A 19,803-nucleotide genomic window follows, 5' to 3' on the forward strand; every position below is an offset into this window, starting at 1 on the left:
AATATGGCACCTGCGATGGGAAACGAATTGCAGCATCGCACGGTGCTGCTGGAAGAAGCGGTCAATGCGCTGGTAACACGGCCGGACGGCGTTTATGTGGACGGTACGTTCGGGCGCGGCGGTCATAGCCGGTTGGTGCTGCAGAAGCTGGGTGAAGCGGGGCGCCTGATCGCGTTCGACAAAGACCCGCTCGCCATCGCCACGGCGCAGCAGATCGCCGATCCGCGCTTTGGCATCGTGCACGAGAGTTTTGCTTCACTGCGTGACGCGATTGCGGAGCGCGGGGTAGGGCGGGTGTCGGGCGTTTTGTTGGATCTGGGCGTGTCGTCGCCGCAAGTCGACGATCCGGAGCGGGGTTTCAGTTTCCGCGCCGACGGCCCGCTCGACATGCGGATGGACCCGACGCGCGGCGAGTCTGCTGCTGACTGGCTGGCGCGGGCCACGGTGCAGGAACTGACGGAGGTGATACGAGATTATGGGGAAGAACGGTTTGCTTTTCAGATTGCAAAGGCGCTTGTTGCTCGCCGGGCAGAGTCCGACCGTCTTGGGCCTCTCGTCAGCACGGGCGAGCTTGCCCAAATCGTGGCTAACGTCGTCAAAACCCGTGAGAAGGGCAAGGATCCGGCAACCCGCACCTTTCAAGCTATACGGATTCACATCAATCAAGAGCTTGCGGAGCTGCAAGTCGTTTTAGAAGCAGCGTTGTCGCTGTTGGAGCAAGGGGGGCGGCTGGTGGTCATCAGCTTTCATTCGCTCGAGGACCGGATCGTCAAACGATTCATGCAGGCGCACGCCAGTACGCCTGCGGTGGATCGCCGTCTGCCGATTCGCGCAGTCGATCTGCCGAGCCCTCCGCTCAAAATCATCGGCCGCGTGTTCGCAAGCGACGCTGAAGTCGCCGCGAATCCGCGTGCCCGTTCTGCCGTGATGCGCGTGGCGGAGCGGATCGCACCATGAGTCGCCTCAATATCTTCCTGCTGATGATCCTGATGGGCTGCGCTTTGTCTGTCGTCAATGCAACCAATCAGCAGCGTCAGATCTTTATCCAGTTGCAGCGCGCGCAATCGCAGGAGCGCCAGCTGCAGCAGGATTATTCACAGCTTCAATATCAGCAGAGCGCGCAGTCGAAGACGTCGCGCATCGAGCAGATCGCCACCGATTCGCTGAAGATGCAAGCGGTCAGCACCGGTCGCACCCAGTACCTGACGCTCGATCCGGGCGCGGCCAGGGCTGAGGACGCGCCGATCCCGACTTCCGCCCCAGCCTCGGCGCCCGTGGCGACCCGTCGCGGAGGCGTGCGATGAAAAAATCGTCGACTCGCAAGAGCGTCGCCTTTTCGGCGAACCCGATTCTGTCGGTGCGCCTGCCGATGTGGCGCTCGAAACTCGTCGTGTTCATGCTCTTCATGGCGTTCGTCGCGCTGACCGCGCGCGCCTTCTGGATCCAGGGTCCGGGCAACGCGTTCTATCAGAAGCAGGGTGAAATCCGCTATCAGCGCCGGCTTGAACTGCCGGCCACGCGCGGCAAGATTCTCGACCGCAATGGCCTCGTGCTCGCCACGAGCTTGCCGGTGCGCGCGATCTGGGCCATTCCGGAATCCGTGCCCGACGACCTCGGCGCCGACAAGCTCAATCAGCTCGGCAAGCTGCTCGACATGACGAACACGGAGTTACGCGCCAAGCTGTCGGAAGACAAGAACTTCGTCTACGTGAAGCGCCAGGTGCCGGTCGACGTTGCCGCAAAAGTCGCGGCACTGGACATCCCCGGCATTTATGCACGCGACGAGTACAAGCGCTTCTATCCGGAAGGCGAGATCACGGCTCACCTGATCGGCTTCACCAATGTCGAAGACGAAGGCCAGGAAGGCGTCGAACTCGCCGACCAGAAATTGCTGGCCGGCATGTCGGGTAGCCGCCGAGTCATTAAAGACCGCATGGGCCACATCATCGAGGATGTGGACGAACAGGTCGTGCCGCACAACGGCCAGGATGTCGATCTCTCGATCGACAGCAAGATCCAGTACATCGCGTATACGAATCTGAAAGCGGCCGTCGAGAAATTCAAGGCGAAGGCCGGCGCGGCGATGGTGATCGACGTGCGGTCCGGCGAAGTGCTGGCGCTGGTCAACTATCCGACGTACAACCCGAACGACCGTACGCACCTCACGGGCGACCAGCTGCGCAACCGCATTCTCACGGACACCTTCGAACCGGGTTCGATCATGAAGCCGTTCACGATCTCGCTCGCGCTCGACCTGCACCGCGTGACGCCGACTACACTGGTAGACACGGGGCCGGGCCGCTTTGTGCTCGACGGTGCGCCGATTACCGACGACAGCGCGTTCGGCGTGCTGACGGTGGGTGGCGTGATCCAGAAGTCGAGCAACATCGGCGCGACGAAGATCGCCATGCAGCTCAAGCCCGAAGAGATGTGGAATATGTACACCAGCATCGGTCTCGGCCAGGCGCCGAAGGTCGGCTTCCCAGGCGCGGCGGCGGGTCGTCTGCGTCCGTGGAAGAGCTGGCGCCGCATCGAGCAGGCGACCATGTCGTACGGCTACGGCTTGTCGGTGTCACTGTTTCAGTTGGGCCGCGCGTACACTGCGATCGCGCATGACGGCGAGATCATGCCCGTGTCGATTTTCCGCACGCCTGGCGATCAGCCGGCTACGGGGCCGCAAATCTTCGCGCCCACCACCGCTCGCGAAGTGCGCGCAATGCTTGAAACCGTCACGGCCCCGGGCGGCACGTCGCCGGATGCGGCCGTGCCGGGCTATCGCGTCGGCGGCAAGAGCGGTACTGCATACAAGCATGGCGCCCACGGCTACGATCACTCCAAGTACCGCGCATCGTTCGTCGGCATGGCGCCGATGCCGAATCCGCGCATCGTCGTCGCCGTGTCGGTGGACGAACCGACGGCGGGCAGTCACTTTGGTGGTCAGGTGTCGGGCCCGGTGTTCTCTTCGATCGTCGGCGATACGCTGCGCTCGCTGAACGTGCCGCCGGACATGCCGGTCAAGCAGATGGTCGTGTCCGACGATTCGGCGCCTGCCGCACCGGGCGCACCGCCTTCGGCCGCAACGGTCAAGAAACTTTCCACCAGCGCCGGCGCGAAGAAGATGACGATCGCCGCCAACGCGAAAAGCCATCCCGGAGTCGTGCGATGAGCGCGCTGCGCAAGAAGCACCCAGCGCACCGGCAAATCGCCGACGCGCTCAAGTGGCTGCACGCTCGCGTGCAGCCAGGCGCGCATCTGCATGCCGACACGCGTTCGCTCGCGGCCGGCGATGCGTTTTTCGCCTACGCGGTGGACGGCGCGGACAACCGGCCGTTCATCGACGGCGCGATCGAGCGTGGCGCGGCAGCCGTGCTCGTCCAGCCCGAAGGTTTCAGCGGCGCGATCGATCCCTCCACGACGCTGGCCGTGCCGGCGTTGAATGAACTCGCCGGTTCGATTGCAAGCGCCTGGTATCACGATCCGAGCGATGCAATGCTGTCGATCGGCATCACCGGCACGAACGGCAAGACTTCGTGCAGCCAATGGATTTCCGCGGCGCTGACCGCGCTCGGCAAACGTTGCGCGATCATCGGTACGCTCGGCACGGGTCTGCCGGGTCAACTCGTCCACACCGGCTTCACGACGCCCGACGCGCCACAACTGCAACGCAGTCTCGCGCAGTTGCGCGACGCCGGTGCTCAGGCGGTGGCGATGGAAGTGTCGTCGCACGCGCTGCATCAAGGCCGCGTGAATGGCACTGCGTTCGATATCGCCGTGTTCACAAATCTCACGCAAGACCACCTCGACTATCACGGCACGTTCGAAGCCTACGAAGCCGCCAAGGCGCGTCTGTTCGCCTGGCCGGGACTGCGCGCCGCGGTGATCAATCGCGACGATGGCGCCGGTCGCCGTCTGCTCGCGAGCACAAAGGGCCATGCACGCACGTTCGCCTACGGCCTCGAAGAAGCGCTCAAAGATGCGCCGCAAGGCAATGCGTCGGGCGCCGATGCGTTACTGCTTGCCTCGAACGTGCGCGCCACGGCCACCGGCACCGCCTTTCACCTGACCACATCAGACTGGGGCAACGCCGAAGTCGAAGTGCAAACGCTCGGCGCATTCAACGTCAGCAATCTGCTCGGCGTGCTTGGCGCATTGCTCGCCGCGGAGGTGCCGTTCGACGCCGCGCTTGCCGAACTCGCGAAGCTCGAGCCGGTCAATGGCCGCATGCAACGTCTGGGCGGCCGCTTGCAGAACGACGAGCCGCTCGTCGTAATCGACTACGCGCACACGCCGGACGCGCTGGAAAAGACCCTCGAAGCATTGCGCCCGATGGCTGCCGCACGTGGCGGCGAGCTGATCTGCATATTCGGCTGCGGCGGCGACCGCGATGCGACCAAACGTCCGCTGATGGGCGCGATCGCCGAGACGCTCGCGGACGGCGTGGTCGTCACCAGCGACAACCCGCGCAGCGAAGATCCGCAATCGATCATCGAGCAGATCGCCGCGGGAATGAAAGACGCGTCGAAGGCGCGCCGCGTCGAGGACCGCGCGAGCGCGATCTTGCAAGCGATCCGCGGCGCCGCGCGCGAAGACGTCATCGTGCTGGCCGGCAAGGGGCACGAAGCAACACAGGAAATCATGGGCAAGAAGCGCGCTTTCTCCGATCAGGACCACGCTCGCCTTGCGCTCGCCGCACGGGCGACACACGCACGCGGAGGTGGCGAATGACCCAGCCAGGTGTCGCGATGTTCTCGCTGCGTGAAGCCGCCGCGCTGATCCCCGGCGCGACCGTGCTGGGTGACGACAGCGTCTTGTTCGAACGCGTGTCGACCGATAGCCGCAGTGCCGGTCCAGGCGATCTGTTCGTCGCGATCAAAGGTGATCGTTTCGACGCGCACGATTTCCTGCCGGAAGTCGCCTCGCGCAACGTCGCGGCTGTGCTGGTCTCGCGCACGCCTGACGCTTTGCGCGTGCCCGCTTTGCGCGTCACCGATACGCGCGTGGGCCTCGGCGCGCTCGCACGCGGCTGGCGGCGCAAATTCAGCATGCCGCTCGTCGCCGTGACGGGCAGCAATGGCAAGACGACGGTCAAGGAAATGATCGCGTCGATCTTCGCCGCCGCGGTCGGCGCGGACGCACGCCTTGCCACCGCCGGCAACTTCAACAACGACATCGGCTTGCCGCTCACGCTGTTCCGTCTGCATACCGCGCATCAACTGGCGGTGGTCGAACTGGGCATGAACCATCCGGGCGAGACCTCGCTGCTCGCGAAAATCGCCGAGCCGACGGTCGCGGTGGTGAACAACGCCCAGCGCGAGCATCAGGAATTCATGGCGACAGTCGAAGCGGTCGCGCTCGAACACGCGAGTGTGATTCACGCGCTCACGCCGGAAGGCGTCGCCGTGTTCCCGGCGGACGATGCGTACGCGAGCATCTGGCGCGTCGCGGCCACGGGCAACCGCATCATCGACTTCGCCTTGAACGCCGATGAACGCAACACCGAAGCCGCAGTCAAGGGCACGTTCGCCGGCAACTGTCTGAGCATCGACACGCCGGAAGGCCACGTCGACGTGACACTGCAAGTGCTCGGCAACCACAACGCGCACAACGCGTTGGCCGCCACTGCAGCGGCGCTCGCCGCAGGCGTGTCGCTCGACGCGATCAAACGCGGCCTCGAATCGTTCGGCGCGGTGAAAGGCCGCCTGCAGGTCAAGCTTGCTGCACTCGGCACGCTCGCCGGCGCGACCGTGATCGACGACACCTACAACGCGAATCCCGATTCGATGCGTGCTGCGATCGACGTGCTCGCGTCGCGCGAATCGCCGCGCGTGCTGGTGATGGGCGACATGGGTGAAGTCGGCGACAGCGGCCCGGCGTTTCACCGTGAAATCGGTGCCTACGCCAAGGAACGCGGCATCGACGCGCTATACGCCATGGGCGACGCCGCGCGCGACGCCTGCACCGCGTACGGCGCGGGCGCGCATCACGTAGCCGACGTCGGCACGCTGGTCGCGCAATTGCAGCAAGCCGGTTTCGGCGCTGCTGCAACGCTTCTCGTGAAAGGCTCGCGCTTCATGCAAATGGAGCGCGTGGTGGACGCCGTAACGAGTCCACAACCCAACGCAACGGGCAACGCGCCCGCTGCACATTGAAATAGAAGGACCGAAGCATGCTCCTGGCGCTGGCGCAATGGCTGCAGAATGACGCAAGCTTCTTGCGCGTGTTCAGTTATCTGACTTTCCGTGCGGTGATGGCCACCATTACCGCGCTGCTGATCGGGCTCGTCTGTGGCCCGGCGGTGATCCGCAAGCTGACCGCGATGAAGGTCGGCCAGGCCGTTCGTAAAGACGGTCCGCAAACGCACCTCGTCAAATCCGGCACGCCGACCATGGGGGGTGTGCTGATTCTGCTCGGCATCGCCGTGGCGACGCTGTTGTGGGCCGATTTGACCAATCGTTTCATCTGGATCGTGATTCTGGTCACGTTCGGTTTCGGCGTGATCGGTTGGGTCGACGATTACCGCAAGGTGGTCTACAAGGACCCGCGCGGCATGTCGTCGCGTGAAAAGTATTTCTGGCAGTCGGTGATCGGTTTGTTCGCAGCGGTGTATCTCGCGTTCAGCGTCTCCGAAGCGAGCAACGTGCGCGTGTTCGATCTGTTTATGGCCTGGGTGCGTAGTGGCTTGTCGATGGGCTTGCCGGCGCGCGCCGACCTGATGCTGCCGTTCGTCAAATCGATCAGCTATCCGCTCGGCGTGTGGGGCTTCATTGTGCTGACGTATCTGGTGATCGTCGGCGCGAGCAATGCGGTCAATCTCACCGACGGTCTCGACGGCCTCGTGATCATGCCGGTCGTACTGGTTGGCGCATCGCTCGGCGTGTTCGCCTACGTGATGGGTAGCTCGGTGTACTCGAAGTATCTGCTGTTTCCACATATCCCCGGTGCGGGCGAGTTGCTGATCTTCTGTTCGGCGATGGGTGGGGCAGGGCTCGCGTTCCTCTGGTTCAACACCCACCCGGCACAGATGTTCATGGGCGACGTCGGCGCATTGGCGCTGGGCGGCGCGCTCGGCACGGTGGCGGTGATCGTGCGCCAGGAAATCGTGCTCTTCATCATGGGCGGCATTTTCGTCGCGGAGACGCTCTCCGTGATGTTGCAGGTGACGTGGTTCAAGTTCACCAAGCGCCGTTACGGCGAAGGCCGGCGTCTGTTCAAGATGGCGCCGCTGCATCACCACTTTGAATTGTCGGGCTGGAAGGAAACGCAGGTGGTCGTGCGTTTCTGGATCATCACGTTGATGTTGTGCCTGTTCGGATTGTCCACGCTCAAGTTGCGTTAAGTCGTATTTAGGGGAAGCAGGCGATGTTTGGCGAGAAGTTTCGGGATCGGCAAAAGCCGATGGTGCTCGTGCTGGGACTCGGTGAATCCGGTCTCGCAATGGCGCGCTGGTGCGCGCGGCACGGCTGTCGGCTGCGTGTGGCCGATACGCGCGAAGTGCCGCCGAACCTGTCCGCGCTGGAAGCGCACAGCGTCGATGCTGAATTCGTCGGCGGCCCGTTTTCGCCGGTGTTGCTCGAAGGCGTGGAGCTTGTGGCGATCAGCCCGGGCTTGTCGCCGCTCGCCGCCGACTTGCTGCCGCTGATTACGGCAGCGCGCGAGCAAGGCATCCCCGTGTGGGGCGAACTCGAATTCTTCGCTCAAGCGTTGAAGACGCTTGGCGAAAGCGGCTATGCGCCGAAGGTGATCGCGATCACCGGCACCAACGGCAAGACCACGACGACGAGCCTGACGGGTCTCCTGTGCGAACGCGCCGGCAGGAAGGTCGCGGTGGCGGGTAACATCAGCCCGGCCTTGCTGGACAAGCTCAGCGAAGCGATCGACAACACCGCGCTGCCCGATGTGTGGGTGCTGGAGCTGTCGAGCTTTCAGCTAGAAACCGCGCATACGTTTGCGCCGGATGCAGCGGTCGTTTTGAACATCACGCAGGATCATCTGGACTGGCATGGCGGCCTCGATGCCTATGCCGCCGCGAAGGGCCGCATCTTCGGTACACAGACTGTGCGTGTGCTGAATCGTGACGACTCTCGGGTGATGGCGCTCGCGCCTTCCGCGGAAAGTAACGTTGCGATGATCACGTTCGGCGTCACCGAGCCGAAGAGCGACGGCGACTACGGTCTGCTGCGCGACAACGGCATGGTCTGGCTGGTCGAAGCGCACGATCGCGACGCCAGCGACGAGCCAGCGCCGACGCGCCGTCGCAAGAACGAAGTGGCAGCGCCGAAGAACATCGCGCTCAAACGTTTGATGCCGGCCGACGCGCTGCGCATTCGCGGTCTGCACAACGCCGCAAACGCATTGGCCGCGTACGCGCTGGCGCGCGCGATCGGTCTGCCTGGCGCGCCGCTTTTGCACGGCCTGCGCGAATACCGTGGCGAGCCGCATCGCGTGGAGTTGATCGCCTCGATCGAAGGTGTCGACTACGTCGACGACAGCAAGGGCACCAACGTGGGCGCGACGGTTGCCGCGCTCGACGGCCTCGCGCAACGCGCGGTGCTGATCGCCGGCGGCGACGGCAAGGGTCAGGATTTCGAACCGCTCGCCGCGCCCGTGATGCGCTGGTGCCGCGCCGTGATGCTGATCGGCCGCGACGCGCCGCGGATTCGCGCCGCGTTGCAAGACACGGGCATCGCGATGACCGACCACGCAACGCTCGAAGAAGCGACGCGGTCCGCCACCGCATTGGCGCAACCGGGGGACGCCGTGCTGCTGTCGCCGGCTTGCGCGAGTTTCGACATGTTTAAGGGTTATGCACATCGCGCGGCGGTGTTCCGCAGCACGGTGGAAGACATCGCGGCCGAACGGGGGACGATGATATGAGCTGGTCAGAACGCTTCGGTTCGAGCCTTGCCGGCTCCGGTGCCGGCAATGGCGATACGGGCGGCGCAAGCCGCGCTTCCAGCCGCACCGGCGGCAGTGGTCTCGCGAGCGCTGTCAACGGCGTGCGTCCGCTGCGCTCGCGGATGCTCGACTACGATCACTCGCTGCTATGGGTGGTCATCGCGCTGCTCGGTCTCGGCGTCGTGATGGTGTATTCGGCCTCGATCGCGATGCCCGATTCACCGAAGTACGCGTCGTACCGCGATTACGCATTCCTCGTGCGCCAGCTCATTTTCGTGGTGATGGGGGCGGTGATCGGCGTCGTGTCGTTCCGCATTCCGATCTCGACCTGGGATAAATACGCGCCGAAGCTCTTCCTGATTTCGCTGGTCGCACTCGTGATTGTGCTGATTCCACACATCGGCAAGGGCGTGAACGGCGCGCGCCGCTGGATTCCGCTTGGCATCACGAACATGCAGCCGTCGGAAATCATGAAACTCGCCGTGACGATTTACGCGGCGAACTACACGGTGCGCAAGCAGGAATACATGCACAGCTTCGCCAAGGGCTTTCTGCCGATGGCGGTTGCGGTGGGTCTCGTCGGTGCGTTGCTGCTGCTCGAGCCGGACATGGGCGCATTCATGGTGATCGCCGCGATCGCGATGGGCGTGCTGTTTCTGGGCGGCGTGAACGGCAAGCTGTTCGGCGGGCTGGTGGCCACTGCGGTCGGCACCTTCAGCTTGCTGGTGTGGGCGTCGCCGTGGCGTCGTGAGCGGATCTTCGCCTACCTCGATCCGTGGGACGACCGTTACGCGCAGGGCAAGGCTTATCAATTGACTCACTCGCTGATCGCTTTCGGACGCGGCGAGTGGTTCGGCGTCGGTCTCGGCGGCAGTGTCGAGAAGCTCAACTATTTGCCGGAAGCGCATACCGACTTCATCCTCGCGGTGATTGGCGAGGAACTGGGTTTTGTCGGCGTGCTCGTCGTGATTCTGATGTTCTACTGGATCGTGCGCCGCTCGTTCGAGATCGGCCGTCAGGCGCTCGCGCTCGACCGCACGTTCGCGGGACTGGTGGCGAAGGGCATCGGCATCTGGTTTGGCGCGCAGACCTTCATCAACATGGGCGTGAACCTCGGGCTCCTGCCGACCAAGGGTTTGACGTTGCCGCTAGTTAGCTACGGCGGCTCGGGCATTTTGCTGAACTGCCTGGCAGTGGCGGTGTTGATGCGGGTGGATTATGAAAATCGTGTGCTGATGCGTGGGGGGAAGGTATGACCCCCATGCAGCAGCGCACGATTTCGGTGAAGGCTAACTTCGTGCGCAAAGCGCGCGAAGTTAAGCGCAGCGGCCGGAGTCAAAACCGGATGCTGATGCGGGGAGGCAAGGTATGACCGCTCTGCCGCAACGCACGCTGATGGTGATGGCCGGCGGCACCGGGGGACATGTGTTCCCGGGGCTCGCGGTCGCGCACCTGATGCAGGCGTGGGGCTGGAAGGTCGTATGGCTTGGCAACCCCGCGGGCATGGAAGCCACGCTGGTGCCGAAGCACGGTATCCCGATGGAATACGTGCGCTTCGGCGGGCTGCGCGGCAAGGGTCTGAAGACCAAGCTGATGCTGCCGCTGAACCTGCTGCGCGCCTGCTCGCAGAGCCTGAGCGTGCTGCGTCGCGTGAAGCCGGACGTCGTGCTCGGCATGGGCGGCTACATCACGTTCCCGGCGGGTTTGATGACGGCGTTGAGTGGCCGCCCGCTGGTGCTGCATGAACAGAACTCGATCGCGGGCCTCGCCAACAAGGTGCTCGCGAAACTCGCCAAACGCGTGCTGGTTGCGTTCCCCAATGCGCTGCCGCACGGCGAATGGACCGGAAACCCGATTCGTGCGGAACTTGCGCGCGCAATTGCACCCAAAGCACGCTACGCGCAGCGCAGCGGTCCGTTGAATGTGCTGGTGGTGGGCGGCAGTCTGGGTGCGGCGGCGTTGAATGAAGTGGTGCCGCGCGCGTTTGCGCTGCTGGCGCCGAACGAACGGCCGCGCATCGTGCATCAGGCGGGCGCGAAGCATATTGAAGCGCTGCGTGAGAATTACGCGGCAGCAGGCCTGAAAGCCGGTGCCGATGTAGAACTCGTGCCCTTCATCGACGACATGACGAGTGCGTACGCGAACGCGGATCTGGTGATCTGCCGGTCGGGCGCAATGACCGTGTCGGAGATTTCAGCAGTAGGGGTGGCGGCGTTCTTCGTGCCGTTCCCATTTGCAGTAGACGATCACCAAACCACTAATGCAGCGTTCCTCGCCGATAACGGCGCGGCGCTGGTCGTGCAGCAACGCGATCTGTCGGCGGAAACGCTCGCCGACTGGTTGCGCAGCCAGACGCGAGAGACCCTCGCGGAGATGGCGGAGCGTTCGCGCTCGCTCGCGAAACCCGACGCCACGGAACAGGTCGCGCAGATTTGCGCGACTGTGGCGGGTTCGATTTCGGGCGCGAGCCCAGAAGGAAAGCAATGAAACATATCGTTAAACACATTCACTTTGTCGGCATCGGCGGTGTCGGCATGAGCGGCATCGCGGAGGTGCTGGTCAACCTCGGCTATCAGGTGAGCGGCTCGGACCTGTCGAGCAACGCGATCACCGATCGTCTCGCTGCGCTCGGCGCGCGGATCGCGATCGGTCACGCGGCGGAGAACATTGAAGGCGCGAACGCGGTGGTCGTCTCCACGGCGGTGCGTAGCGACAACCCGGAAGTGCTGGCCGCGCGTCATCGCCGCATCCCGATCGTGCCGCGCGCGGTGATGCTCGCGGAGCTGATGCGGCTGAAGCAGGGTATCGCGATCGCCGGTACGCACGGCAAGACCACGACCACGTCGCTGGTGGCGAGCGTGCTGGCCGCGGGCGGCCTCGATCCGACCTTCGTGATCGGCGGCCGCCTGATCAGCGCGGGCGCGAATGCGCGTCTGGGTACGGGCGACTTCATCGTCGCCGAAGCGGACGAGTCGGATGCGTCGTTCCTGAACCTGTTCCCGGTGATCGAAGTCATCACGAACATCGACGCCGATCACATGGACACCTACGGCCACGACTTCGCGCGGCTCAAGCAGGCGTTCATCGAATTCACGCATCGCCTGCCGTTCTATGGGATCGCGGTGCTGTGCGTCGACGATCCGAATGTGAAGGAGATTTTGCCGTTCGTGTCGAAGCCGATCATTCGCTACGGCCTTGCACCGGACGCGCAAGTGCGCGCGGTGAATGTCGAAGCACGTGGCGGGAAGATGCACTTCACGGCGATGCGCGAAGACGCGGCGCCGATCGACATCGTCCTGAACCTGCCGGGCGAGCACAACGTGCAGAACGCGTTGGCCGCCATCGCCATTGCGACTGAACTTGAAGTGAAAGATGCCGATATCCAGCGAGCGCTGGCGGATTTCAACGGTGTGGGCCGACGCTTCCAGCGCTACGGCGAAGTGCCGGTGATTAACGACGACAAGACAAGCGGCGCGTATACGCTGGTCGACGATTACGGCCATCACCCGGTTGAAATGGCGGCCACGGTGGCGGCGGCGCGCGGTGCGTTTCCTGGGCGGCGTCTGGTGCTGGCATTCCAGCCGCACCGCTTCACGCGCACGCGCGATTGCTTCGAAGATTTTGTGAAGGTGCTGTCGACCGTCGACGCGCTCGTGCTGACCGAAGTCTATTCCGCCGGCGAAGCGCCGATCGTCGCCGCGGACGGCCGCGCGCTCGCGCGCGCGCTGCGGGTGGCGGGCAAGGTCGAGCCGGTGTTTGTCGATACGGTGGATGAAGTGCCGGACGCGCTCTCAGCAGTGGTGCGCGACGGCGATGTGGTGATCACGATGGGCGCGGGTTCGATCGGCGGTGTGCCGGGTCGCCTCGCGCAAGAGACGAAGGTGTGAGTGAGATGAGCGGTATCGATCCGAAACAATTCGGCAAAGTGGCAGTGCTGCTCGGTGGAGACTCCGCCGAGCGCGAGGTGTCGCTCAATTCCGGCCGCCTCGTGCTGCAAGGTTTGCGCGACGCCGGTATCGACGCGCATCCGTTCGATCCGGCCGAGCGTCCGCTCGCCGCGTTGAAGGATGAAGGCTTCGTGCGCGCGTTCAACGCGTTGCACGGCGGTTATGGCGAGAACGGCCAGATCCAGGGCGCGCTCGATTTTTACGGCATTCGCTACACGGGTAGCGGCGTGCTCGGCTCGGCGCTCGGGCTGGACAAGTTCCGCACCAAGCTGGTGTGGCAGCAACTCGGCATTCCGACGCCGCCGTTCGAAGCGGTGCTGCGCGGCGACGACTATGAAGCGCGCGCGCAAGACATCGTCGTGAAACTCGGCTTGCCGCTGTTCGTCAAGCCGGCCAGCGAAGGCTCGAGCGTCGCGGTGATCAAGGTGAAAAGCGTCGACGCATTGCCGGCAGCGCTCGTCGAAGCGGTCAAGTACGACAAGATCGTCGTGGTGGAAAAGAGCATTGAAGGCGGCGGCGAGTACACCGCGTGCATCGCCGGCGATCTGGACTTGCCGGTGATCCGCATCGTGCCGGCCGGCGAGTTCTACGACTACCACGCGAAGTACATCGCCAACGACACGCAGTACCTGATTCCTTGCGGTCTGACGCCGGACGAGGAAGCGCGTCTGAAAGTGCTGGCGCGCCGTGCGTTCGACGTACTCGGCTGCACCGATTGGGGCCGCGCGGATTTCATGCTGGATGCGGACGGCAACCCGTACTTCCTGGAAGTGAACACGGCACCTGGCATGACCGATCATTCGTTGCCGCCGAAAGCGGCGCGCGCGGTGGGCATCAGTTATCAGGAACTGGTTGTCGGCGTGTTGGCGCTGACACTGAAGGACTAACCGGGACAACCCGAAAGCAACCCCATGTGGAACAACGTTCGCCAGCTCAATCTCGCCGCCAACGCATTGCATGCGTTGCTGGTGCTCGTGCTGCTGGCGGCAGGTGGTTACTGGTTGATTCAGCGGCCGAATTTCGCCCTGCGCGAAATCCAGATCGACGGCGACACCGAGCACATCAATTCGCCGACGGTGCGCGCCGGGGTAGTCGGGCGCTTGAAGGGCAACTTTTTCACGGTGGATCTCGATGTCGCGCGTCAGGCATTCGAGCAGATGCCGTGGGTGCGTCACGCGAGCGTGCGGCGGGTCTGGCCGAATGCTCTGGCTGTCACGCTTGAAGAATACAAGCCGCTGGGAACGTGGGGCAGCGATCAGCTGGTGAGCGTCGACGGCGAGCTGTTCACCGCGAACCAGGGCGAGCTCGATGATGATCTGCCCGCGTTCGACGGCCCGGACGGCACGGCAAAAGAAGTCGTCGCGCGTTATAGCGACTTCAAGAAGTGGTTTGCGCCGTTGGGCGCGACGCCGGATGAGGTCACGCTGTCGCCGCGCTACGCATGGACGGTGAAGCTCTCGAACGGCATGCAGGTGGAACTTGGGCGCGAACGCAATCAGGACACGCTGCTGGATCGCAGCAAGCGCCTGACCGCGGCGTGGGACGCGGTGACGCAACGTTGGGGAAAGGATATCGAGTATGCGGACTTGCGCTATCCGAACGGTTTCGCGATTCGCGCGGCAGGGATGCGCTTTATCACCGAACCCGCCAAGGGCAAGAAGTAAACGGACATCACACGCAATGAGCACGCTATGAGTAAAGACTATAAAGATCTGCTGGTCGCCCTCGACATCGGGACGTCGAAGGTCGTGGCCATCGTCGCCGAGTTGAAGGGCGAAGGTCACTACGAGGTGATCGGCCTCGGCCAGAGCGAATCGAAGGGGCTCAAGAAAGGCGTGGTGGTGAACATCGAAGCCACCGTGCAATCCATTCAGCGCGCGCTCGAGGAAGCCGAGCTGATGGCCGATTGCAAGATCACGAATGTATTTACCGGGATCGCCGGCAGCCATATCCGCAGCTTCAATTCGAGCGGCATGGTGGCGATCAAGGAAAAGGAAGTCACGCAGGCGGACGTCGCGCGCGTGATCGAGACGGCGAAGGCGATCAACATCCCGACCGATCAGCAGGTGCTGCACATCCTGACGCAGGAATTCATCATCGACGGTCAGGAAGATGTGCGCGAGCCGATCGGCATGAGCGGCATCCGGCTGGAAGTGAAGGTGCATATCGTCACCGGCGCGGTGAGCGCGGCGCAGAACATCGTCAAGTGCGTGCGCCGTTGCGGGCTCGAAGTGAACGATCTGATCTTGCAGCCGCTGGCGTCGTCGCTGGCGGTGCTGACGGAAGATGAAAAAGAACTCGGCGTGGTGCTGGTCGATATCGGCGGCGGCACGACGGACATTGCGATTTTCAGCGAAGGCGCGATTCGCCATACGGCGGTGATTCCGATCGCCGGCGATCAGATCACGAGCGACATTGCGATGGCGCTGCGCACGCCGACGCCGGACGCGGAAGACATCAAGGTCGACTACGGCATTGCTAAGCAGGCCTTGGCCGATCCGGACGAAATGATCGAAGTGCCGGGTCTCGGCGAGCGCGGTCCGCGCACGCTGTCGCGCCAGGCGCTGGCGGCGGTGGTCGAGCCGCGTGTCGAAGAACTGTTTTCGCTCGTGCAGCAAGTGGTGCGCGAGTCGGGTTACGAGGAACTGCTGAGCTCCGGCGTGGTGCTGACCGGCGGCGCGTCGATGATGCTCGGCATGGTCGAACTCGGCGAGGACATTTTCCTGAAGCCGGTGCGCATCGGCGTGCCGGAATACGCGGGCGGTCTGGCTGACGTGGTGCGTAACCCGCGTTATTCGACGGCGATGGGTCTGCTCGTCGAAGGACGCTCGCAACGGATGCGTGGCCGCAAGGTCGCGGTGCAGTCGGGGTCGATGGGCCAGGTCTTCACGCGAATGAAAGACTGGTTCCTCGGCAACTTCTAACGAATTTTGTTTTGAACGGTTTCACCTAAATACGCGCTGGTGCCGGCGACCGGCGCGCGACAGGCGGTTGCCCGATCTCCTGCCGAATAACGGCCGAAGTGGCTGTAATTTTTTATCTTGACGGAGGCAACATGGAATTCCAGATGCTGGAAACCGAAACGAACGGCACCATCATCAAGGTGATCGGAGTAGGTGGCGCTGGCGGCAATGCCGTTCAGCACATGATCAACAAAGGTGTGCAAGGCGTCGACTTCATCGTGATGAACACGGACGCGCAGGCGCTGTCGCGTTCGCGCGCCTCGGCGGTGATCCAGCTCGGCAACACGGGTCTGGGCGCCGGCGCCAAGCCGGAAATGGGCCGCGCGGCAGCGGAAGAAGCCCGTGAGCGCATCGCCGACGCACTGCGCGGCGCGCACATGGTGTTCATCACCGCCGGCATGGGCGGCGGCACGGGCACGGGCGCAGCACCGGTGGTCGCGCAGATCGCCAAGGAAATGGGTATCTTGACTGTTGGCGTGGTCAGCAAGCCGTTCGAATTCGAAGGCGGCAAGCGGATGCGCGTCGCAGAAGCGGGTTCGCAGCAACTGGAGGATCACGTCGATTCGCTGATCGTCGTCCTGAACGACAAGCTGTTCGAGGTGATGGGCGATGACGCCGAGATGGACAAGTGCTTCCAGTGCGCAGACGACGTTCTGAACAACGCAGTGGCCGGCATCGCGGAAATCATCAACGTCGACGGTCTGGTGAACGTCGACTTCGAAGACGTGAAGACGGTGATGGGCGAGCAGGGCAAGGCGATGATGGGCACGGCGACGGTTGCCGGTGTCGATCGCGCCCGTCTGGCTGCTGAGCAGGCTGTTGCCAGCCCGCTGCTGGAAGGGGTGGATCTGTCGGGCGCGCGTGGCGTGCTGGTCAACATCACGTCGAGCCGTTCGCTGCGTCTGTCGGAAACGCGCGAAGTGATGAACACCATCAAGAGCTATGCCGCGGAAGACGCAACGGTCATTTTCGGTGCGGTGTACGACGATGCAATGGGCGACGCGCTGCGCGTGACGGTCGTGGCAACGGGGCTGGGCCGTGCGGCGAAGAAGCAGCAATCGGCACCGATGACGCTGTTGCGCACCGGCACCGACAACCATCCGGTCAGCGCGCACGCTGCTTACGCACCGTCGTCGTCGCATCATGCAAGCACGGCCGATTACGGCGCGCTGGATGCACCCGCTGTGTGGCGCCAGTCGCGCGATACGGCGGCTTCGCACGTGCAGGCGTTGCAGGAAAAGGGCGTCGACACGTACGACATTCCGGCCTTCCTGCGCAAGCAGGCGGACTAAGCGCGTGAGCAGGCTTTCGTTGCCGCGCTGTTTTTAGCAGCGTTGGCGGACGAATGCACGAGCGTGGCGGGTGAACGGCGAACAGGCCGCGTATCGTCAGATTCGCGGCAAGGACGAGTGCCCTCTTCGGATTCGCGAAGCGGATGGGGCGGTTGTCGCCGGGCGGAGCCTGTTGTTGGGCGGACGCTGAATTCACTGCGACACGACGACGTGCGAGCGTGCTTCGCATCGATGCAAAGGACTGAGCATGATTAAAACAGGTGAAAAGCTGCCCGACGCGACGCTCTTCGAGTTCGTCGAAGACGCGCGGGCGGGCTGCACGCTGGGGCCTAACAGTTTCGACGTGCGCGAGCAGACGGCAGGCAAACGCGTGGTGATCTTCGGATTGCCGGGCGCGTTCACGCCGACCTGTTCGGCCAAACATGTACCGGGTTACGTCGAGCATGCGGCGCAGTTGCGCGCTGCCGGCATCGACGAGATCTGGTGCGTGTCCGTCAACGACGCGTTCGTAATGGGCGCGTGGGGACGCGATCAGCACGCCTCGGGCAAGGTGCGCATGATGGCGGACGGCAGTGCGGCTTTCACGCGGGCGCTCGGTCTTGAGCAGGATTTGTCGGCGCGCGGCATGGGAATCCGTTCCCAACGCTACGCGATGGTGGTCGACGACGGCGTGGTCAAGACGTTGAACGTCGAGGCTGCCGGCAAATTCGAAGTCAGCGATGCAGCGAGTATCCTCGCGACGTTGAGCTAGTTGCGGTTGCGTTGAATGCCCACGCCCCCGAGCCTGCGCGGTTATCGCGTTGTATCAGGGCAACGGCGCATAAGACGCTTTTGTGACAGGCCGTTACGCGGGCCGATGACCCGGAAACGCCTCCGTTCCGGACATCGGCCCGTCACGCTTCCTGACGGGCGCCCAATAGGTAACGCAGCGAAACAGATTGATGCGTTCCGTGCAACGACGCTCCTTAGGGTATTGGAGTATACTTCGCGCTATGGAATAAAAAGTCCCGATTGGGATTTTCAATCGAATAGAAGATCACCATGTTGAAGCAGCGCTCTATCAAATCAATCGTCAAGACAGTCGGCATCGGCCTGCACTCGGGTCGCAAAGTCGAGCTGACGCTCCGTCCGGCGGCGCCGGATACTGGCATTGTGTTTTCGCGCGTGGATTTGGCCACGCCGGTGGACATTCCTGCGTCGGCAATGGCGATTGGCGATACACGTCTGGCTTCTGTGTTGCAAAAAGACGGCGCGCGCGTGTCGACCATCGAGCATTTGATGTCCGCATGCGCAGGCCTCGGTATCGATAATCTTTATATCGACGTGACCGCTGAAGAAATTCCGATCATGGACGGCAGTGCGGGTTCGTTCGTGTTTCTGATTCAGTCGGCCGGTATTGAAGAACAGAACGCGCCGAAGAAATTCATTAAGGTCACCAAGCCTGTGGAAATTCGCGACGGCGATAAATTCGCGCGTCTCGATCCGTATTTCGGGTTCAAGCTCAAATTCACCATCGATTTCCGTCACCCTGCCGTGGATAAAACCGGCCAGGCGCTGGAAGTGGATTTTGCCAATACATCGTATGTGCGGGAAATCGCCCGTGCGCGTACGTTCGGCTTTGCGCATGAAGTGGAAATGATGCGCGAACTCGGTTTGGCGCGCGGCGGCAGCATGGATAACGCCATCGTGCTCGACGAATACCGCATTCTGAATAACGACGGCCTGCGTTACGACGACGAATTCGTGAAGCACAAGATGCTCGACGCGATCGGCGATCTGTACGTGATCGGCCATCCGTTGCTGGCTTCGTACACGGCGTACAAGTCGGGCCATGGTCTGAACAACGCGCTGCTGCGCGAGCTGCTGGCGCATGAGGATTCGTACGAACTCGTTACGTTCGAGGACACGCAGAAGGCGCCGCGCGGCTTTGCGTACGAAACGCAAACGGCGTTTGCGTGATCTGCGTAGCAGCTTCGGATGAATTGTTCGAAGCGAATGGATGAAAAATAAGCGGCCCCGATGGGCCGCTTATTTTTTGTTCAGCGATTTCTCCGATGCCGCGCCGCCATTTTCGCCAACGCCTCTTGCAGCGGCGAGGGCGCGAGCGATTCGGAGAGCGCGTGCAATGCGTCCGCGCCGGCGGGCGTCATGCGCGCCTGCTTGACCGGTGGCGGTTCCTTCAAAGGCTGGGGCCGCACGCGAATCCTCAACGCATTGACCGGCCAGCCGCGCTGCTGCAGTTCCGACAGCAAGCGCGGCTCAATCTGGCGCAGGCGCGCGGCCAGCGCATTGTGCCCGGCAAACAGGGCCAGTACGCCTTCCTTGATGAAGCTCGGCTCCACGCTGGTCGCCAGATAGTCGGGCAACAAAGCGCGCAGATCCTTTTCGAGCGCCGCAATCTGCTCGACGCCCGCGCGCAGGGCCACGAACGCGTCGGTGCGATTGAGCACTTCGGCGACGGGCTGCGGGCGGCGCGCTTTGAACTGCTTGGGCGGCGGCCTTGAAAAGGACGGAATACGGCTCATGTTTGATGGTGACGGCGTGTTCGCACCCTATGCGCGCTCACGCCGCGATTGTACCGCGCGGGATGCACGCGGACCCGCCTCAATACGTACCGTCAGAGGTCGCTGCGGCGGGCTTCCTGTGCCGTGCCGCCGTCTCGCTGCTGACACAGGCGTGGGCGGGGGCGCGTGCTAAAATGCCCGA

At 63.3% G+C, this 19,803-nt stretch carries 17 protein-coding genes; 16 read left to right on the top strand and 1 reads right to left on the bottom strand.

Annotated elements, in window-relative coordinates; translation table 11 throughout:
• Positions 1 to 3 precede the first annotated feature (3 nt).
• The 16 genes from rsmH to lpxC all read left to right on the top strand — a co-directional run bounded on the left by rsmH (position 4) and on the right by lpxC (position 19,056).
• Complete coding sequence (gene rsmH / locus P0D84_RS01830; RefSeq protein WP_408331941.1) at positions 4 to 957, top strand: 16S rRNA (cytosine(1402)-N(4))-methyltransferase RsmH; 954 nt, start codon at positions 4 to 6, stop codon at positions 955 to 957.
• Positions 954 to 1,304 (top strand): cell division protein FtsL, encoded by a 351-nt coding sequence (gene ftsL / locus P0D84_RS01835; protein WP_408331943.1) that lies wholly within the window; start codon positions 954 to 956, stop codon positions 1,302 to 1,304. The genes rsmH and ftsL overlap by 4 nt, the downstream gene beginning before the upstream one ends.
• Positions 1,301 to 3,166 carry a peptidoglycan D,D-transpeptidase FtsI family protein gene (locus P0D84_RS01840; protein ID WP_408331944.1) on the top strand — a complete coding sequence of 622 codons (1,866 nt, stop codon included), beginning with the start codon at positions 1,301 to 1,303 and terminating at the stop codon, positions 3,164 to 3,166. Before ftsL ends, P0D84_RS01840 begins: the two co-directional genes overlap by 4 nt.
• Positions 3,163 to 4,725 (top strand): UDP-N-acetylmuramoyl-L-alanyl-D-glutamate--2,6-diaminopimelate ligase, encoded by a 1,563-nt coding sequence (locus P0D84_RS01845; RefSeq protein WP_408331946.1) that lies wholly within the window; start codon positions 3,163 to 3,165, stop codon positions 4,723 to 4,725. The genes P0D84_RS01840 and P0D84_RS01845 overlap by 4 nt, the downstream gene beginning before the upstream one ends.
• Complete coding sequence (locus P0D84_RS01850; protein WP_408331948.1) at positions 4,722 to 6,149, top strand: UDP-N-acetylmuramoyl-tripeptide--D-alanyl-D-alanine ligase; 1,428 nt, start codon at positions 4,722 to 4,724, stop codon at positions 6,147 to 6,149. The genes P0D84_RS01845 and P0D84_RS01850 overlap by 4 nt, the downstream gene beginning before the upstream one ends.
• A 17-nt stretch (positions 6,150 to 6,166) precedes the next feature.
• The gene (gene mraY / locus P0D84_RS01855) at positions 6,167 to 7,336 is read left to right on the top strand and encodes a phospho-N-acetylmuramoyl-pentapeptide-transferase (protein WP_408331950.1); all 1,170 of its coding nucleotides are present in this window, start codon (positions 6,167 to 6,169) and stop codon (positions 7,334 to 7,336) included.
• Positions 7,337 to 7,359: 23 nt separating this feature from the next.
• Positions 7,360 to 8,874, top strand: coding sequence for a UDP-N-acetylmuramoyl-L-alanine--D-glutamate ligase (gene murD / locus P0D84_RS01860; RefSeq protein WP_408331952.1), 1,515 nt, complete (start codon positions 7,360 to 7,362; stop codon positions 8,872 to 8,874).
• A complete protein-coding gene (gene ftsW, locus P0D84_RS01865) occupies positions 8,871 to 10,151 on the top strand; it encodes a putative lipid II flippase FtsW (RefSeq protein ID WP_408331954.1) in 1,281 nt (426 codons plus the stop codon). Before murD ends, ftsW begins: the two co-directional genes overlap by 4 nt.
• 112 nt (positions 10,152 to 10,263) lie before the next feature.
• Entirely contained in the window at positions 10,264 to 11,382 is a 1,119-nt protein-coding gene (gene murG / locus P0D84_RS01870; protein ID WP_408331956.1) for an undecaprenyldiphospho-muramoylpentapeptide beta-N-acetylglucosaminyltransferase, read from the top strand.
• Positions 11,379 to 12,782 (top strand): UDP-N-acetylmuramate--L-alanine ligase, encoded by a 1,404-nt coding sequence (gene murC / locus P0D84_RS01875; protein WP_408331958.1) that lies wholly within the window; start codon positions 11,379 to 11,381, stop codon positions 12,780 to 12,782. Before murG ends, murC begins: the two co-directional genes overlap by 4 nt.
• Before the next feature lie 5 nt (positions 12,783 to 12,787).
• The gene (locus P0D84_RS01880) at positions 12,788 to 13,729 is read left to right on the top strand and encodes a D-alanine--D-alanine ligase (protein WP_408339606.1); all 942 of its coding nucleotides are present in this window, start codon (positions 12,788 to 12,790) and stop codon (positions 13,727 to 13,729) included.
• A 24-nt stretch (positions 13,730 to 13,753) separates the two neighbouring features.
• Positions 13,754 to 14,506: a cell division protein FtsQ/DivIB gene (locus P0D84_RS01885; protein ID WP_408331961.1), complete on the top strand. Its 753-nt coding sequence runs from the start codon at positions 13,754 to 13,756 to the stop codon at positions 14,504 to 14,506.
• Between the two features lie 27 nt (positions 14,507 to 14,533).
• Positions 14,534 to 15,766 carry a cell division protein FtsA gene (ftsA, locus tag P0D84_RS01890; protein WP_012434417.1) on the top strand — a complete coding sequence of 411 codons (1,233 nt, stop codon included), beginning with the start codon at positions 14,534 to 14,536 and terminating at the stop codon, positions 15,764 to 15,766.
• A gap of 131 nt (positions 15,767 to 15,897) precedes the next feature.
• Positions 15,898 to 17,097 (top strand): cell division protein FtsZ, encoded by a 1,200-nt coding sequence (ftsZ, locus tag P0D84_RS01895; protein ID WP_408331963.1) that lies wholly within the window; start codon positions 15,898 to 15,900, stop codon positions 17,095 to 17,097.
• Between the two features lie 247 nt (positions 17,098 to 17,344).
• A complete protein-coding gene (locus tag P0D84_RS01900; protein WP_408331965.1) occupies positions 17,345 to 17,848 on the top strand; it encodes a peroxiredoxin in 504 nt (167 codons plus the stop codon).
• 290 nt (positions 17,849 to 18,138) lie between these two features.
• Positions 18,139 to 19,056 (top strand): UDP-3-O-acyl-N-acetylglucosamine deacetylase, encoded by a 918-nt coding sequence (lpxC, locus tag P0D84_RS01905; RefSeq protein WP_408331966.1) that lies wholly within the window; start codon positions 18,139 to 18,141, stop codon positions 19,054 to 19,056.
• Between the two features lie 80 nt (positions 19,057 to 19,136).
• Here lpxC and P0D84_RS01910 read toward each other — a convergent pair whose 3' ends face one another.
• On the bottom strand, positions 19,137 to 19,622 hold the full coding sequence (locus P0D84_RS01910) for a DciA family protein (protein WP_408331968.1): 486 nt from the start codon (positions 19,620 to 19,622) through the stop codon (positions 19,137 to 19,139).
• Between the last annotated feature and the right edge of the window lie 181 nt (positions 19,623 to 19,803).

It is taken from the genome of Paraburkholderia sp. RL17-337-BIB-A (assembly GCF_046025895.1).
Classification (GTDB): Bacteria; Pseudomonadota; Gammaproteobacteria; order Burkholderiales; family Burkholderiaceae; genus Paraburkholderia; species Paraburkholderia fungorum_C.

What these genes read in the sequence shown, in the direction of transcription:
- rsmH (WP_408331941.1), top strand. Translation starts at nt 4, where the DNA reads ATGGCACCTGCGATGGGAAACGAATTGCAGCATCGCACGGTGCTGCTG.
- ftsL (WP_408331943.1), top strand. Translation starts at nt 954, where the DNA reads ATGAGTCGCCTCAATATCTTCCTGCTGATGATCCTGATGGGCTGCGCT.
- P0D84_RS01840 (WP_408331944.1), top strand. Translation starts at nt 1,301, where the DNA reads ATGAAAAAATCGTCGACTCGCAAGAGCGTCGCCTTTTCGGCGAACCCG.
- P0D84_RS01845 (WP_408331946.1), top strand. Translation starts at nt 3,163, where the DNA reads ATGAGCGCGCTGCGCAAGAAGCACCCAGCGCACCGGCAAATCGCCGAC.
- P0D84_RS01850 (WP_408331948.1), top strand. Translation starts at nt 4,722, where the DNA reads ATGACCCAGCCAGGTGTCGCGATGTTCTCGCTGCGTGAAGCCGCCGCG.
- mraY (WP_408331950.1), top strand. Translation starts at nt 6,167, where the DNA reads ATGCTCCTGGCGCTGGCGCAATGGCTGCAGAATGACGCAAGCTTCTTG.
- murD (WP_408331952.1), top strand. Translation starts at nt 7,360, where the DNA reads ATGTTTGGCGAGAAGTTTCGGGATCGGCAAAAGCCGATGGTGCTCGTG.
- ftsW (WP_408331954.1), top strand. Translation starts at nt 8,871, where the DNA reads ATGAGCTGGTCAGAACGCTTCGGTTCGAGCCTTGCCGGCTCCGGTGCC.
- murG (WP_408331956.1), top strand. Translation starts at nt 10,264, where the DNA reads ATGACCGCTCTGCCGCAACGCACGCTGATGGTGATGGCCGGCGGCACC.
- murC (WP_408331958.1), top strand. Translation starts at nt 11,379, where the DNA reads ATGAAACATATCGTTAAACACATTCACTTTGTCGGCATCGGCGGTGTC.
- P0D84_RS01880 (WP_408339606.1), top strand. Translation starts at nt 12,788, where the DNA reads ATGAGCGGTATCGATCCGAAACAATTCGGCAAAGTGGCAGTGCTGCTC.
- P0D84_RS01885 (WP_408331961.1), top strand. Translation starts at nt 13,754, where the DNA reads ATGTGGAACAACGTTCGCCAGCTCAATCTCGCCGCCAACGCATTGCAT.
- ftsA (WP_012434417.1), top strand. Translation starts at nt 14,534, where the DNA reads ATGAGTAAAGACTATAAAGATCTGCTGGTCGCCCTCGACATCGGGACG.
- ftsZ (WP_408331963.1), top strand. Translation starts at nt 15,898, where the DNA reads ATGGAATTCCAGATGCTGGAAACCGAAACGAACGGCACCATCATCAAG.
- P0D84_RS01900 (WP_408331965.1), top strand. Translation starts at nt 17,345, where the DNA reads ATGATTAAAACAGGTGAAAAGCTGCCCGACGCGACGCTCTTCGAGTTC.
- lpxC (WP_408331966.1), top strand. Translation starts at nt 18,139, where the DNA reads ATGTTGAAGCAGCGCTCTATCAAATCAATCGTCAAGACAGTCGGCATC.
- P0D84_RS01910 (WP_408331968.1), bottom strand. Translation starts at nt 19,622, where the DNA reads ATGAGCCGTATTCCGTCCTTTTCAAGGCCGCCGCCCAAGCAGTTCAAA.